8 protein-coding genes and 1 pseudogene are annotated in these 16,894 nt (G+C 45.8%); 4 read left to right on the top strand and 5 right to left on the bottom strand.

Features of this window, described 5'->3' with window-relative positions; all coding sequences use genetic code 11:
• Together QUB39_RS29225 and QUB39_RS29230 are read left to right on the top strand one after the other, a co-directional pair.
• A pseudogene (locus QUB39_RS29225) lies at positions 1-276 on the top strand (hypothetical protein); the annotation flags it as partial.
• Between the two features lie 411 nt (positions 277-687).
• A complete protein-coding gene (locus tag QUB39_RS29230; protein ID WP_333057740.1) occupies positions 688-1,698 on the top strand; it encodes a J domain-containing protein in 1,011 nt (336 codons plus the stop codon).
• 1 nt (position 1,699) lies between these two features.
• On the opposite strand, the gene QUB39_RS30710 is transcribed toward QUB39_RS29230, so the two are convergent.
• Entirely contained in the window at positions 1,700-2,467 is a 768-nt protein-coding gene (locus QUB39_RS30710) for an RNA-guided endonuclease InsQ/TnpB family protein (RefSeq protein WP_445243077.1), read from the bottom strand.
• A gap of 882 nt (positions 2,468-3,349) precedes the next feature.
• On the opposite strand from QUB39_RS30710, the gene QUB39_RS29240 reads away from it, so the two are divergent.
• Positions 3,350-5,080, top strand: coding sequence for an NAD(P)H-quinone oxidoreductase subunit 4 (locus QUB39_RS29240; RefSeq protein WP_333057736.1), 1,731 nt, complete (start codon positions 3,350-3,352; stop codon positions 5,078-5,080).
• 67 nt (positions 5,081-5,147) lie between these two features.
• Here QUB39_RS29240 and QUB39_RS29245 read toward each other — a convergent pair whose 3' ends face one another.
• The 4 genes from QUB39_RS29245 to QUB39_RS29260 all read right to left on the bottom strand — a co-directional run bounded on the left by QUB39_RS29245 (position 5,148) and on the right by QUB39_RS29260 (position 14,785).
• The gene (locus QUB39_RS29245) at positions 5,148-6,770 is read right to left on the bottom strand and encodes an NB-ARC domain-containing protein (protein WP_333212682.1); all 1,623 of its coding nucleotides are present in this window, start codon (positions 6,768-6,770) and stop codon (positions 5,148-5,150) included.
• Positions 6,771-7,212: 442 nt separating this feature from the next.
• Entirely contained in the window at positions 7,213-9,186 is a 1,974-nt protein-coding gene (locus QUB39_RS29250; RefSeq protein ID WP_333057734.1) for an ABC transporter ATP-binding protein/permease, read from the bottom strand.
• Positions 9,187-9,407: 221 nt separating this feature from the next.
• Positions 9,408-10,247: a DUF1361 domain-containing protein gene (locus QUB39_RS29255; protein ID WP_333057733.1), complete on the bottom strand. Its 840-nt coding sequence runs from the start codon at positions 10,245-10,247 to the stop codon at positions 9,408-9,410.
• 260 nt (positions 10,248-10,507) lie between these two features.
• The gene (locus QUB39_RS29260; RefSeq protein WP_333057732.1) at positions 10,508-14,785 is read right to left on the bottom strand and encodes a PAS domain S-box protein; all 4,278 of its coding nucleotides are present in this window, start codon (positions 14,783-14,785) and stop codon (positions 10,508-10,510) included.
• Between the two features lie 448 nt (positions 14,786-15,233).
• Between QUB39_RS29260 and QUB39_RS29265 the strand changes: the two genes are divergently transcribed.
• Complete coding sequence (locus QUB39_RS29265) at positions 15,234-16,601, top strand: TldD/PmbA family protein (RefSeq protein ID WP_333057730.1); 1,368 nt, start codon at positions 15,234-15,236, stop codon at positions 16,599-16,601.
• The last annotated feature ends 293 nt before the right edge of the window (positions 16,602-16,894 follow it).

Here is a 16,894-nt window from a genome sequence, read left to right on the forward strand (position 1 = left end):
CCGTCCTTTTTGGACGGGCGGGACGCCCATCCCACAATAACAATTAAAATTGTAAGTTATTTAATTCGCGATCCTAAGATTTGGAGTGGGCGATCGAGCTTCGATCGAAAAGTTTGTAGGCGTAAGGCGGGGCGTAGCCATCGCACAGCGCCCCGGAAAAAAAGACCAAAAAAAGATCGATCGTCCGCGCAAGTCAACCCTCCTGGGCTCGCACCCGCAACAGCAGCAGCTTTCCCCCCTCACCTCAATCGGGCTGCCGCCTCCCGAAAGCCCTAAGCCTCATAACTCCCCAAAAGTTTTCGCCACAGGAGTTTCACAGTCTCCAAGCTCACAGGTATAGCAACGGCCGATAGGGTAAGGACGTTCTTAATTGATGAAAGCATTGTTTTTACTGTCGAATGCCAAAAGCATTTCTAGAGGCTGCTGCTCTGGCTCCCTTGTGCACGAGAGAGGCGAATGCTATAAAATCTTAAACAGCAGGGGAGTGCGGAAATTGCGATCGAACGCCAAGCAACAACCGAACTCGATCGAGTCCAAACCTTTGATAACCTATAATTTGAATGAGATGCCGCAGGCACTTCTGCTACTGGCATTATACTAATGCGCCATCCTGCGGCTAATTTGGGATTTATTCTTTCTAACAACTAACAACTAACAAATAACAACTAATAAAGAGGGGATTGCTTAATGGCTGCAACAGATTTTAAAGACTATTACGCTATTTTGGGACTCAACAAAACTGCCAGTTCTGACGAAATTAAAAAAACTTTCCGCAAACTAGCCCGCAAATATCACCCGGACATGAACCCCGGCAACAAAGAAGCAGAAGCTCGTTTTAAAGAAGTAAACGAAGCTTACGAAGTGCTCTCAGACCCTGAAAAACGCAAAAAATACGACCAATACGGTCAATACTGGAAGCAAGCTGCCACAACTCCAGGCGGATGGCCGGGCGGGGGCAGTACGAATGTAGACTTTGGCGGGGTTGACTTCAGCGAGTACGGCAGTTTTGACGAATTTATCAATGCCTTGTTAGGTCGCGCAGGTAGTAGTCCTGGTAGTGCCCGCAACGCCAAGTGGAATTACAGCAACTACCGCAGCACCAGCGGCGGGCCCACAGGTTTTGGCGGATTTGAAGATTTCGCGGGGTACGAAAATCGCACCGCAGGAAGCTCTCTCGACACCGAGGTCGCCATTTCCCTGACTTTGGGGGAAGCATTTCGGGGAACTTCTAAGCGAGTCGCCACGGGGGAAGTTTCGATTCCAGCAGGAGTGAAAACCGGCAGCAAAATTCGGATAAAAGGCAAAGGTCAAGTTGACCCGTACACGAAGCAACAGGGAGATTTGTACCTAAAATTAGAAGTTTTGCCTCACGCTTTCTTCCAGTTTGAGGGAGAGAATTTGGTCTGCGAAGTGCCGATAACTCCCGACGAAGCGGTGTTGGGATCTTCAATTGAAGTGCCGGCGCCTGAAGGTATGATCACTGTGAAATTTCCAGCCGGGATTCGTTCGGGTCAGTCTTTGCGGTTGCGGGGCAAGGGATGGCCGAAACCGAAGAAAAACGAGCGGACTGATTTGTTGGTCAAAATTGCGATCGTGCCACCGAAAGAAATTAGCAGTGTAGAACGCGAATGCTATGAAAAAATCAAAGCAAATCGCACTTTTAATCCTCGCAGTAATCTCAATCAGATGGTGCTGTAAATTACCCAGCACGGACCTGAGTACAGCTACAGTGTGGGCTTTCAATAGCCCTGAAATTATCTTGCACCTTGCAAAACAATCTCGAACATAAGGGCTTATTTACGAAAGCCTCAATAGCAGCAATATTCTTACTGCCGTTTAAGTCGGCATCACCTTTCCATCCACAATGACCACAAGCGAACTTTTTGCCATTCCTATAAGACTCACCCTTTACAGGATGAATGTGATTGCACTTGTGGCACATTTTGCTGGTGTATCTAGGCTCAACAAACAGAATCTTTACGCTATGCTTTATAGCTTTGTAGATGAGGAATTGACGCAACTGAAAGAACGCCCAGCTATTACTAAGTCTCCGCTCTTTCTGCGAGCGTGGCTGCTGATTTGTGCGTTCCCTAATTCCCGTCAAATCTTCCAAAGCGATAACTTGATTTTTGTTCTTAGCCTTGGTTACGATACGGTGACTGATAGTGTGATTTACCAAAGTCTGAAAGCGCTTTTCCTTGCCCGACAACCGTTTCAACAATTCTCGACATCTACGCCGAGTGCTGCGCGTGCCTTTCGTGGCTTTTCGCTGGATATTTGCTCTCAACTTGGCATAATGATTTCTAACTTTGGTAATTTGTTTACCGCTAAATGTATCTCCATCAGAAGTAACTGCAATATCAGTCCTACCCAAGTCACAACCCAAAACTTGATTTCTGGGTGGAGGCTCGGCTGGCTGAGATTCAAGCTGAATATTAAGATAGTAACTGCCATTTTGCGTTTGCACAAAGTAGCAGTCTTGGGGTTTTGACCTTTCAGCAATCCAAGTTGGTAGTTTCCGATAGCCAGTACAAACCGTTCCCTACCACCAGTAGTAGTCAAACTTACTGTCCAATCTTTTTCCCTAAAAGAAAAGATACGGGTATCGTAAGTGACGCTAGTAGGAGCAAAGTTGTTAACAGGCTTCCCATCTTTTTTAGCTGTTTTTCTGTTACCAGAAACCCGTCTAATAGCATGGATTGCCAACTGCGCCGAAAGTCCAAACATCTCTCTGACATTGTGATAAGCTAATCCGCATTTAAATTGCAGGGTAAGATAAATTTTCACTTTTGTGGGGTGGGCATCTTGCCCGCCCTCAACATACAATTTAAATGCACAACAGCTTATACCTGCTGATTGCATCGCCAATTCATTTGTCAGGGTTGGTGGCACAGTTTGATTCACGTATTCACAAGCATTAGCGAATGCCTGAAGGGTTGCATCAATTTTGATGGAATGCTCAGGCGTTACTTGGAGCTTGCAAGGGGCGGGTTCACCGAAATATATGACACCCACCGACAAATCAGATAAACCCGCCCCATCCCATCGAGAAACTACCAGAACTATCCGTCAGAGCAACTCCGCCCTATGAAAAACTCCACTTTTAACCAACCCTCTACCAGAATAGGCGCCACCACAGGCAGATTGCGCCTACAAAACGCTATATTTTGTTGTTCGTAAGTCCTGAATCGAAAATCAAAAATCGAATAACCCTTGACGTGTGTAGCAATTCGTGATATTTTTGTCCGCGTTTATCGGGATATAAAAAATATTTATGAATAAATCTTAAGTTTTAATTAAATTTAGTATTATAATTTTGGTAACTTCCAACTAAGTATTTATTCTCAATATGATAGCGGATCAATTTCCTTGGCTGACCGCAATTGTCATCCTACCCCTCCTAGCTTCCCTCGCCATCCCTTTTCTGCCCGATACAGACGGCAAAACCATTCGCTGGTATGCCCTAGGCGTAGGTATTGCAGATTTTGTATTAATGTGCTGGGTGTTTTGGACTCATTACGATCCAAGCATCTCTACTTTCCAAATCGTAGAGCAATATTCCTGGATACCTTCTTTAGGTCTCAACTGGTCTGTTTCCGTTGACGGACTGTCAGTGCCGTTGGTACTGTTGGCGGGATTGGTGACGACGCTATCAATCTTTGCAGCCTGGGAAGTCGATCGCAAGCCACGACTATTCTACTTCCTGATGCTGGTGATGTACTCCGCACAAATAGGAGTTTTCGTCGCCCAAGACATCATGCTGCTGTTCATTGTCTGGGAACTAGAACTAATTCCGGTGTACCTGTTAATCTCGATTTGGGGCGGACAAAACCGTCGCTATGCAGCTACCAAATTCTTGATTTACACCGCAGGCGCTTCCATCTTTATTTTGATAGCTGCCTTGGCAATGGCATTCTACGGCGGAGGCACTCCCACCTTCGACATGGTAGAACTAGGCTTGAAGGACTACCCACTGGGTTTAGAATTATTCCTTTATGCGGGATTGCTGATTGCCTTCGGTGTGAAACTGGCGATTTTCCCCTTCCACACTTGGCTACCTGATGCCCACGGCGAAGCATCTTCTCCCGTGTCGATGATTCTGGCCGGCGTATTGCTGAAAATGGGCGGATACGGACTGATTCGCCTGAATTTGGAACTTCTTCCCCAAGCACACGTTTACTTTGCACCGATTATGGCGGTGCTCGGCGTGGTCAATATTATCTACGGCGCGCTGAATTCCTTCGGCCAATCGAACATGAAGCGCCGCTTAGCGAATTCGTCGATTTCTCACATGGGATTCGTGTTGTTGGGTATTGCTTCCTTCACGGATTTGGGAATCAACGGGGCGCTGTTGCAAATGATTTCCCACGGTTTAATCGCCTCAGTATTGTTTTTCCTGGCTGGCGTTACTTACGATCGCACCCATACAATGATCATGGACGAGATGGGCGAGATTGGGAAAGTCATGCCGAAAGTGTTTGCCTTGTTTACCGCAGGCGCGATGGCATCTTTGGCACTCCCCGGAATGAGCGGTTTTGCTAGCGAATTGTCCGTGTTTGTGGGCGTCGCAACTAGCGATATGTACAGCGGTTCTTTCCGCGCGGTGACAGTGTTCCTGGCGGCAGTAGGACTGATTTTGACGCCGATTTATTTGCTCTCGATGCTGCGACAGTTATTTTACAACTGTGGGACACTAGCGGCTTGCGACCTTGAGGATCTAAATCTGCAGAATCAAAGAAACAATCTGGATGAAGCGGTTTGTTTCGGTAATAGTTGCGTTTTGCCGGGTGATGCACCGTTTATTGATGCTAAACCTCGGGAAGTGGCGATCGCATTTTGCTTTTTGATACCGATTGTCGGCATTGGTTTTTATCCCAACATGGCGATGCAAGTCTACGATGCCAAGACTGTCGCAGTCAACGCAGAAGTCCGCCAATCTTACATCCAAATTGCTCAACAAAATCCTCGGATTTATGCGAATCAACTTTTGGTTCCCAAAATTGCCCAAGCTCAAAAATCGCCTGCTTTGGACAAAATTACAGGGGCTGAATCTGCATCGGTTTTTGGCATTGTCAAATAATTTTCTCGAACTCTGTTTTTGTTGAAAATTGGGCGATCGCTTTTGTCAAAGGGCGATCGCTTTTTTCTTAGCGCTGAATTTCAGAAATAATCTGCGCCAGATTCTCCCTAGCATATCCCACCTCAAGAATCGATTTATCATCGAGATCAGAGGCTACTTTTTTCAAGATATTTAGCGGTTCTTCAAAGCCTGTCGTCTTCACAAACAACACTTGCAACCGATTTTTTACTAATGCTAAAATAGAGCGACTTGGTTCGCCTTTATCCCCTTTCCGTTTAGCAATGTTGATGCTCAATTTGTGAGTTTTCAACAGCCGCATTCTTTCTATTCCTTGGGTCTTAACCGTCTCCAAAACCTCCGCTCGAATCTGATCGACTAATCTATCCGTCACATATTGCACGATCAAAGGCTGAAGCATAAAAACAGTTTCCCCGCCCTCACTAATTTTGTCAATCAGCGAGCGACGACCTAGAGAATCGAGATTTTTTAGCAAATCCGAAAGCGATGAATTGACCAACATCTGCTCTCGCAAAGTCGCCAGGGAAATCGGGATTTGAGCAATAGCAATCCAGTAGGCAATCTCTTGTTCTGAACTCGACATTCGATCGAACTGCTGTGCCAGCAAATTGCTGATATGTTCTTCAATAAATAACGCCGTTGCTTCCAAAAGCTTTAAAATATTTCCCTCGAAAAACTCGTTAATTGTTGTGGCTACAATCTTTAAGGCTAACAGATTGCCTCCGTACCGCGATAACAAGATTTCCAACTCTCGATCTTGAGGCGACAAACCTTTTTCTTGGAAAATCTCCCGCGCTATTTCCGAGGAAATAGCAGGTTTTAAAGACCGCACTTTTTCTCCCGCTAGCAAAGCCAGTTCCGTAGGCTCTTCCGAACTAACTAGCAGTAAACAGCTATTGTGATTGACCTCACCGAGCCGCACAATTAAATCTCGATATCCTTCGCAGCCTTCGCGATAGTGTCCCGCTAATTCTTCGGGTTTGAGAACCGCTTCAAAATCGTCTAAAATTACCAGACAGCGGTGTTTTCGCAGATATTCGACCAAGCGCGAAATTTTGCTGTTGAGGTCTAGCTGCACATCGGGTTTTTGTTGGTTAGAAAAAAGTTGAATTAAGCTTCCTAGGAAGTCGGATGGTTCGGGTGTCGATCGCAGCGATCGCCAAATCACAAAATCAAACTCATTCTGTACCTGTGAGGCCAACTGCACCGACAGAGTTGTTTTGCCGCTACCAGCCAAACCAAGCAGCGCTACCAGGCGACAATTATCTGATACAGTCCACTGCTTTAAAGTAGTTAATTCTTCAGTCCGTCCGTAAAAAACCGAAACATCCGGTGCTTGGCCCCAATCTTCCTGTCGGTGTCCAATCGCCATCTTCAATAGAGAACCTTTACCTCCACTAAAATCGCTCGTTCCCCGATCGGTGTGGTATGAAAACAGCAACTGATGCCTCAATTCCGAAAGCTTTCCAGGGCCGTTCCCCCCAATCTGAAACTTTTTGTAAACTTCGCCTAGTCTTTTGCGAACGGCGATGTCGCTAATGCCAAGCTTGGTTGCGATCGTCGCCGTAGATTGACCGTCGAGAGCCATAAACACAGTTTCTAACTCGGCATCTGTGACACCGCGTTGTTTGGCGATCGTTTGCACAAAGTTTTGAGGAATCGGAGTAGTCAAGGTAGGAATCTCGTCTATACTAAAAATCTATCTTCTATTATATTGTGTGAGTTCTCGCGGGCGAGCAATTGAATCGAATCAGTCAACGTTCAGCTTGCTTTTAGTTGTTTAGACAGATTTAGATATTTATACCCAATTATCCATTGTGATACCAGTTTAAACTGATATCTTGCACCATTCTCAATTACTTGCTTAGGAACAGGCTTTCCGGCCTGTTCCACAAGAGATAAATTTTATTGTGAAACAGGCTGGAAAGCCTGTTCTTGACAATGGTGCAAGATGTGAATTTAAACAAAGAATGCAACTTTAGTAGAACCTATTGTAGGGTGGGTGGAGGCGCGGCGATTAATCTGTAGAACCAAACGATAAATCTCCAACCGCGCCTCCACCCACCGCGAACCAAAAACCGGGTCAATTTACAATTTTTGAAAGCAGCCCTATATCAGCCAAAAATTGTCGCACTAGCGCGGTATTCTCGGGCAGAAAGCAGCCGCCAACTCCCATCGCCCATAAGTTCCAAAACCTGCTGGTGATATTTCACTAAACTCAATCGGTGGCCCACACTCACAAACGTAGTTTTAGTGGCTTGCAACTGCTCGTATAAATATTGCTCGTTCTTCAAATCCAAAGCACTTGTCGCCTCATCCACAATAGCGTATCTGGGTTCCGTCAATAACAATCTAGCAAAAGCTAAACGTTGCTGTTCTCCCAGCGACAAAATCTCACCCCAATCTAAATTCGCATCAAAACCGCCCAATCTGTCCGGCAAATCTGCTAAGTTTACTGATGCCAAAACGCGGCGCAATTTTTCCTCATCAACCTCGCTGCTGGTATGGGGATACAAAAGTTGCGATCGCAAACTACCCAAAATCATATAAGGACGCTGCGGCAAAAACAGCATTTCCCCCAATTCCGGTCGCGCTAAACGCCCCGTTCCCGCGTCCCACAAACCCGCAATTGCCCGCAGCAAAGAACTCTTCCCAGCACCGCTTTGTCCGACAATTAACAGTCCTTCACCGGGCTGCACTGCTACCGACAAATCCCTAATTAAAGTCTTTTGATGCTGCGGAGTATCTAAAGTAACGTGCTCCAGTGTCAACTGAGAATCTACTACTACATCTATAGCAGTTCCTCCAGGACGAGATACCGCTTGTTTCGCTTCCAGAGTATCTGTAAATACAGTCAAACGATTGATACTAGCTGCAAAAGAACTCAGCGGCTCAATCTGAGTTACAATCACAGAAAAAGCGCGCAAAACCTGAGTGAAAGCAAAACCAGCTTGAGTGATATCTCCAAACTCGATTGTACCATTTTGATCTGCAAAATAAGTTGGAGCTAGAAACAAAGCCGGAATAATCACAACAGCATATCCGTATCCAGTTGTGAAATAATCCAAGTTTCGCTGCCAACCAATTAGCAAATTAAAATTGCGGAATACTTCCACAAATCGCTGCTTTATTTGAAATGATTCTTGCTCCTCGCCTCCATAAAAAGCAATAGATTCGGCGTTGTCGCGAATGTGAACCAGTCCGTAGCGAAAATTTGCTTCTTTTTTAAGTTGCTCGAAATTCAGAGGTACTAATCTTTGACCAAAAACTAGAGTAGCTGTCGTGCCCACAATAGCATAGATAATCAGAAAAATCGAAAGTTGTTTTGAGATAGACCACAGGATACCAGTAAAAGATATAATATTAACTATTGAACCAAGGATGAGCAGCATAAATGACAAACTTGTCCGGGTAAAAGAGCGGACATCTTCGGAAATTCGCTGGTCTGGATTGTCGATTTCCTTGTGTAAATTTATTTCGTAATAAGCCCGATTCTGAAAATACTTATCGAGGAACTTATTAGTCATCCACTCCCGCCAGTAGATACCCAATTTATCTTCGGTATACCGGTAAATTACCACAATGGGAGTGCCGACTATAAAAACCCCTGCATACACAAACAGATACTTCCAGTAATTGAGCTGGTCTTTCTTAGCTAGTGCTGTGTTAAAAAAGTTACCGACGTAACTAATTATTACATTCATACCACTGACTGACAGCGACAAAAACAGCAGCAAAGTCAATAAAGCCCAGGGCTGCCAGTGCGGTGTCAATCTGTCTTTGAACCAGACAAAAGCGCTGAAAGGAAGAATTAACATTAAAGCCACGATCGCAATTGCGGGCGAATTAATAATTCCTTTCAACAAAGTAACTAAGCCGGCTGCAATACTATTGACAAATTCGGGAAATAAGACTTGAGTACCCAAACATACAGCGCTGACGAGTACAAACATCGCAGCGAAGAGAAATATCAACAACAGCATCACTAATCCTAAAAAGATTCTGCCACTCCCAGGCTCTAAAGGATAAAAGTAAGGTTGAGCTATCGCAATAAATCTCTGCCACAACTGACGGTCAAATCGATTCATCTTTGCTGTTTACAAAACTACTTTGACTGTTCTAACATATCAAGTATTGTGACAAACGGCAGCAGTAATTTATGTCGGAGTTTCGCGAAAAATTTTGTCTCACCCAAAGACGGAAACTGGTTTTCCGAGTTAACTGGTGGAGACCCAAAATTTGGGAGCTTTGTTCAAGCTCTTATATTCATCTGTTAAATCAATTCTTTAATCTCAAATCTCAAATCTCTCTAGCTGGAAGAAGTTGCGCTATCGCCGGCCAAGTCCGACTGCAATTTACTGGGGTAAAATCGCTGGCTAATCCCTAAAATTACTTGTTTCATTAGCCAATACAAAACAGCAATTACTACAAAAGTGACAGCCATTACTAAAACCGGACGCTTGCCTATCAAATCGTTCATTACACTGTTAACCAGCGCATCGGGGTTAGTCAGAATGTCCCAAGTGTTGAAGCGGATAAATCGCCCTAAATAGATGCCGATCGCCGAAAGTGCGTGTATAGTTATCTCCGTTACCAGGATAAATCTACTCAAACCCTGTTGCTTCAAATAGTAACCCAAATTCATCACCGACAGCACGTAAGCTCCAAACCCGGCCAGCATAAACGCGAGATATTGGGGAATCAAAGCCAGAGTCACAGTCCACACCGAGTTCCCCTCTTTAATCTGGCGGATCAGGTGAATGATATCAGTTAAAACGTAGGGCGCATTGGGTAAAAATGCGATAAACCAGAAAAAACCGCCCCACCACCGGAGAGAGCGAACTCCGCGCTGCCGCAGTACCCAGATGTCTACAGCCATCAGTGCCAGTGTAATCGCGATCGCCCCCAAAACGTAAGTTTTGCCCACATCTTGCACTATGTGCCTCAGATACGCAAAAACAGGGCGCGTACTGGACAAAAAAGTAGCGCCTAGGAGAAAGCCCGTACCCCACAGCAGCCAGCGCGATCGAGGTTTGCGGAACAGCCAAAAACTCAGGCCCAGCGGCACTAAACCCAAAAACAAATTCCAAGACATCCAGCGGACATTGTGTCCCATTGCTTGCAGGGCTTCCAGGATTAATCCCATCATGTCAATTTTTATACAATTAAAGGTTTGATGCAGCACCGCTTCGTTAGCAGCTTCCGTCTATTTTAGTCTTTAAATTGTAGGGTGAGTCAGCTTATGGCCCCTGGCTGCGCGCCTGAAAATCAGGCTCTGCTGACGAATCCTACCACTGCGGAGTCAATCTCAAATCTAAAATCTAAAATCGACTGACGCACCCTACCACTGCGGAGTCAATCTCAAATCTAAAATCTAAAATCTAAAATCTAAAATCGACTGACGCCCTACTATTTATACACTTTGTCGATCGGAATCTCAATCTGAAAAGTTGTTCCGCATCCTATGGAAGAAATGCACTCAATCTTACCCTTGTGCTTTTCCACCACAATCGAGTGCGCGATAGACATTCCCAACCCCGTACCTTTCCCCACAGCTTTCGTAGTAAAAAACGGGTTAAAAATGCGATCGACTATCCCATCGGGAATACCCGTACCGTTGTCCGAAATTTCTACCCTCACAGTGTTCTGGGGGGTTACACCAGTGGAAATAGTAATGCGGCCACTCTTTGTCTCTGATTGTGGAACCGATAACTGGTGATATCGCTCTTCAATAGCATCAATTGCATTAGCAATAATATTCATAAACACCTGATTCAGTTGGCTGGCATAGCACTCCACCAGCGGCAGTTTCCCGAACTCCTTAATTACTTCAATTTCCGGGCGGCTGTCCCGACTCTTCAAGCGGTGCTGCAAAATTAACAAAGTGCTCTCAATTCCCTCGTGAATATCCACCGGCTTCATTGCCGATTCGTCCAGTCGCGAAAAATTTCTGAGGGACAATACAATTTGCCGGATGCGCTCGCTTCCTACCTGCATCGAACCCATAACTTTTCTTAAATCCTCAGCCATGAAATCCAAATCAATCTCTTCAATGCGATCGACAATTTTTGAATTAGGAGCGGGATACTCCTGTTCGTAAAGAGTAACAAGATCCAGCAACTGTGTAGTATACTGGTTGAGATAATCAATGTTAGCGTGAATGAAATTAACGGGATTATTAATTTCGTGAGCGATCCCAGCCACTAATTGCCCCAAAGAAGACATTTTTTCTGTTTGAATGAGTTGAGTTTGAGTAGAGCGCAATGACCGCAGCGCTGACTCTAAATCTCTGGCTTTTTCTCTTTCTCGTTCCTCGCTTTGCCGCAGTGCTTCCTCTGCTTGCTTGCGAGTCGTAATATCCTGGGAAACTCCAATTATTACCTTAGCCTGACCCTCCGCATTCCTACTAAAAATAGTATCCCGGCTTTGCAGCCACAACAATTGACCGTATGCTCCCTGTACCCGGTACTCAATTTCCCTAGTTTCGCCATCTTCAACTTCTGCAAAGCTCGCGTGATGTTCCACAATTTTAGGCAAATCTTCGGGGTAGATCAACTGAGGCATGAGTGACGAATCCATCGCTGTAATGTCGTCAAGGGTATATCCCAAAAGCCCGAACAGTGAAGTATTCGTGTAGATATTTCGCTGTTCTTCCAAGTCGTATAGATACAAAATACCGGGAGTAGCCTCGGCTACTTTTTGAATAAACTGCTGGCTTTCTTGCAATTCTAATTCAGCTTGTTTGCGATCGGTAACATCAACGGTGATGCCGTCCCAAAGAATATCGCCGTTTTCCTTAGCTTCAGGACGCGAATTTGTCTGAAACCAGCGAATTTTGCCTGAAGGTAGTACCAGCCGTCCTTCCCACTGCCAAGGTTGCAGATTTTGGGCAGAAATAGCAATAGATTCGTCGTAATTGTCGCGATCGTCGGGATGAACCAAATCTGTTAGCACAGCCGCATTTTTAATAATATATTCTGGTTCTAACTCAAAAAGTTCTCGGCAACCAGCACTTATGTAAGGAAAACAGGAAGAGCCATCTGCACGCAACAAAAATTGATAAATGATTCCCGGCAAATTAGCAGACAGCTTTTGGAATTTTGCCTCGCTTTCCCGCAGTGCTTCCTCTGCTTGTTTGCGTTCCGTAATGTCAGTAATTGAACCTACCATGCGGACTGCTTTTCCAGATGCGTCCCACAAAGCTTGTCCCCGACTCAATATCCATTTGTAAGCGCGGTTATAGCACCACAAGCGGTATTCGGTGATGTAATGAGGCGTTTTTCTCTCCAAGTGTTCTTGAAGAAGTTGCTGAGAACTCACTAAATCATCGGGATGTAAATTCGTATTCCATGTATTATTGTAATCGCTAATGTCACTATCTTCGTAACCAGTGATTTCCTTAAAGCGATCGGAAACAAAAAGTTCACCGGTTTGCAAGTTCCAGTCCCAAATGCCGTCATTGTTGCCTTTGAGTGCTAACTGCCAGCGTTCTTCAGTTTGCATCAATTGAGCAGTTCTCTGTTTCACTCTATTTTCGAGTTCTTGATTGAGCTGTTTGAGACTTTCTTCTGCCTGGTTGCGTTCGATCGCAATTCCTGCTAAATTAATCGACGCTTCTATCAATTGCAGATCAAAGTTTTTGGGGTAGCGCGGTTGGGAATAATACATTCCAAAAGTCCCCAAAACTTGACCCTGAGATGAGAAAATAGGAGTAGACAAGCAAGCTCTCAGTCCAAAACTCAAGGCTAAATCTCGATAATTTTCCCACAAAGGATCCCTGGCAATATCTGTAACGATTACCTGTTGGCGGCTAAAGGTAGCAGAGCCGCAGGAACCGACATCCGGCCCGATGGCTATGCCATGAATAGCAGCATTGTAACTGTCGGGCAAACTGGGCGCGGCTCCGTGCAGCAAATGTTTTCCGTCTGGAGCTAGAAGCAATATCGAACCGATGACATCTCTAGATTGCTGCTCGATAATTTTAACTAAAGTATTTAAAGTATCGCCCAGAGAAGCACCCTTAGCAATCATTTCTAAAATTTGTTTTTGACCCGTTAACCAATTTTCAGCTTGCTTGCGCTCCGTAATGTTGCGGGCTACCCACAGAGCCGTGTTTTCTTTCATTGGCGAAATGGTAGCGGCAAACCACGTTTGTACGCTGGCAAGTTCCAGGTTATATTCAAAAGTACAGGTTTGATTTCTAGCAAGGGCGGTGCGAATTTTATCGTGAAAAATATCTGCCATTTCTGGCTCGAATAATTCGCTGATTTTTTGCCCGGAAAATTCCGCCGGTGGCTTGTACAATAATTCTGGATTTGTCGGGGCAATTTTCAGCAAGCGTCCCTCAATATCAATCTCGAAAATTACATCGTTCATGGCAGCGAACAAAGCTCGAAGTTCCGCTTCAGAACCTTGCAGGGCGATTTCAGCTTGTTTGCGATCGCTAATATCCGTCCCGATACAAAGCAGCCCTGCCACATTTCCCTTCGCATCTAGTAAAGGTTTATTTGTCCACGCTATCCACACCCTTTCTCCATTTCTGCGGATGTTTTCATTTTCGTTTTGGAAGTATTTTTGCGGCTGTGCCAAACAGTCTCGAATCTTTGTCGCGAGGTCACTTTCAAATAACTCTGTTTTCGGTATAATTGTGCCGATCGCACTTTTGCCGATGATTTCTGCTTCTGAATACCCGAAAAAAGTTTCAGCAAACTCGTTAAAAAAAGTAATATTACCTTCACTGTCTAACTGCACAATCATGCTGTTAGCATTCTCAACTAATTGCCGGTACTTAACTTCGCTCTCCCGCAGTTTCGCACGGCCGTACACCCCGCTAAAAACTGCCACCCCAGTCAAAAGTGCCAGCAAGTCGCCTCCAAAGATCACCCACCCCCGAAACGGCGAATTCGCAGGCCATCCTCCCGCCGGAATTGCTGCCAACTGCCAGGAACCGTTGGGCAAAGTCACTTCCAGCAGCACGGGATTCTGCTCAAAAATTGACCCGTCACCGAAAAACACAGGGCCGGAGGCTCCCGAACCGTCTTTGCCCCGCAGAGCGTATTGCAGCTTCGCTGAGGAGTCGTTGAGTCCTGCTTCCTCAATGAGGGTATTTTTGTCGATGATCAGGCCTGTCAAGCCCCAGTAAACTCCTGTTTCTGCCTCGACACCGGAGGGTGTGAGAAAAATCGGCGATCGGCTGATGAAAGTCTCGTCCCCCTCCAATAATTTCACGGGCCCGGCTAGCAAAGTTTTTCTGGTTCGGATGACCTCTTTGACCATTTCCCGCTGTTCGGGTAGCGCCGTCAAGTCAACTCCGATCGCCGCTTCATTTCCCTCCCGCGGATAAATGTAAGCGACCGTCGTGCCTTTAACTAAAGTTATGGCGCGAATGCCCGGTTGCTGTGCCACCAGAATTCTCGCCGTCGCTGTAAACTCGGCTTCGGTGATGTTTGGGTTGTTGGAAAGGTAAGCCCCCACACCCCGCATCAAATACAGGCGGGAATTCAAAGAGCCTTCCAGCTTAGAACGGACTGTGCTGAGGCGATCGAGGGTGCTAGCGCGGTTGTAGTGAAAAAACCGCCGCTGTTCCGATCGATCTAAAATGCCAACTCCGACCAAAATTGCTATTGATGCCGAAATAGCTGCTAAATACGGTGAAATTTGGAATTTTTTAACCTTAAAGTATTCCATCTGCCGGGGGTTAAGGTATTTTTTTACGTCTTTAGATAGATTTAGTTTAGTTTGATTTCTCTAGGCAAATCCAAAATTTTCGGCATACCGGGCTTTTCGCAAGCGGGCGCGAGTTTGTTGTGTTCGAGGACGCCCGTCGAACGCGGGCCGCCAAGCCTCTCATCATCAATTCTATGGAAAAAGTTTTAAATCTCAAATCGACTGACCGAAAGTAATGTGGTCATAAGCCCCCGGATTCATTCTTTCGCAGACTCAGGACGGATCAATCTAAAATCTAAAATCTAAAATCTAAAATTGGTTGACTCGCCCTCGATGGGGTAGGACGCGCCATGCTCCCGCACCACACCGGTGGGGGAACGCGCACCCGAAAGACGGGAGTTATTAGCTAAAATAGGTTTAGCAATAATTTTTTTCAGCGCTACGGCTAATCATTCATAGGGGCAATTTGATGCAAGAACAGTTGATGGAAGCGATCGCACCTTACCGCAATCGCGTAGATTATCTAGAAGTTCGCCTCGAACAAAGCGAGTCAACTGCGATTAGTTTTCGCGGCCCTCAGTTAGATGCTGTCAACCGCAGTTTTAGTCTCGCCGGCGGCATCCGCGCCTGTCACAAAGGTGGCTGGAGTTTTGTAACTTTTAACGGTTTAGATGAATTAAAAGACCGCATTGAAGAAGCTGTAGTGCAATCTCGTTTGGTTGGTAGTGAAAAAACTCTACTAGCAGATGTCACCCCGATTCAAGATTATGTAGCGGTGGAATTGGGCCGCGATCCGCGCTCTATTACTCTAGCCGAAAAGCGGAAATTGCTCGAATCTTACAATCAGTTGCTGTTAGATCATGACCCGCGAATTCAGACGACAATGGCAGGTTACAGCGACAGATTTGGGATTACTTATTTTGTGAATTCTCAAGGGACTTGCATCGCTCAAGAGCGCTTGGACGTGACCGGACGTTTCGGAGCGATCGCCCGCGGCGAGGGCGGTGTCGTCCGCCAAGGGTTTGAGTCGATTCACTCGCGATCGGATTACGATGTCTTGACAAATATTGAAGATCGTGTTAAGAGTGCTGCCGTTCGAGCTGTAGGCCAATTAGAGGCAAAATCGGTGAAAGGTGGTCAGTATCCGGTGATTTTAGACCCTTATTTGTCGGGGGTTTTTATTCACGAAGCTTTCGGGCATTTGTCGGAAGCAGACGGCATTTACGAAAACCCGAAAATGCAGGAATTGTTGACTTTGGGCAAGCCTGTGGCGATCGAACAATTGAATGTAATTGACGACGCAACTGTGCCGGGATTACCCGGAACTTTGAAATACGACGACGAAGGCGTGCCCGCTCAGTGCAAGCATTTAATTAAAAATGGAGTTTTAGCCGCTCGGATGCACAATCGCGAGACTGCGGGCAAAATGGGCGAAAGTCCGACGGGAAATGCCAGGGCTCTGAGTGCTACTTTTATGCCTTTGGTGCGGATGACTAATACTGCGATCGAGTCTGGCGAACATTCCTTTGACGAAATGGTTGCCGACATTGACGAAGGAGTTTATGCAGTGCGGATGTTGGGAGGACAAACCAACGGCGAAATGTTTACCTTTGCGGCGGCTCAAGGGTTTATGATTCGCGACGGCAAATTAGCCGAACCCGTGAGCGATGTCACTTTAAGCGGCAATGTATTTCAGACTTTAAAGGATATTGAGTCGATAGGAAATGACTCGGTTTATGCCTACGGCGGTTGCGGTAAAGGCGGCCAGAGTGGCTTGCCGGTAAGTGTCGGCGGCCCCCATTTGCGGATTAAAAATGTCGTCGTCGGAGGAAGATAATCATTAGTAATTAGTCATTAATTATTAGTTCAAAACTTACGCAATTGGCACATGGTGAAGGCGTGTTCGCGCCCTCACGCCTCACCTTAACCAGTGCGGGACACGGACAAGTTGACAAACCACTTAAATCTGGTATTTACTTTCACTCCCGCTGAGTGCGATGTCGCAGGCTACCGCTACCAAAGGTGTAAATTTCCGCACATCAATTCGCACAACCAGGGGGAACGCATCTTATTGAACACTGTTCATCAGTGGTGAGTATATTTTGAGATAAATTCACCCTTCTTAGAAGC

The sequence above is a fragment of the Microcoleus sp. AT8-B5 genome (assembly GCF_036705565.1).
GTDB lineage: Bacteria > Cyanobacteriota > Cyanobacteriia > Cyanobacteriales > Microcoleaceae > Microcoleus.

Bases quoted from the DNA above. Each gene is read 5' to 3' on its own strand.
- QUB39_RS29230 (WP_333057740.1), top strand. From the start codon at position 688: ATGGCTGCAACAGATTTTAAAGACTATTACGCTATTTTGGGACTCAAC.
- QUB39_RS29240 (WP_333057736.1), top strand. From the start codon at position 3,350: ATGATAGCGGATCAATTTCCTTGGCTGACCGCAATTGTCATCCTACCC.
- QUB39_RS29250 (WP_333057734.1), bottom strand. From the start codon at position 9,186: ATGAATCGATTTGACCGTCAGTTGTGGCAGAGATTTATTGCGATAGCT.
- QUB39_RS29255 (WP_333057733.1), bottom strand. From the start codon at position 10,247: ATGATGGGATTAATCCTGGAAGCCCTGCAAGCAATGGGACACAATGTC.
- QUB39_RS29260 (WP_333057732.1), bottom strand. From the start codon at position 14,785: ATGGAATACTTTAAGGTTAAAAAATTCCAAATTTCACCGTATTTAGCA.
- QUB39_RS29265 (WP_333057730.1), top strand. From the start codon at position 15,234: ATGCAAGAACAGTTGATGGAAGCGATCGCACCTTACCGCAATCGCGTA.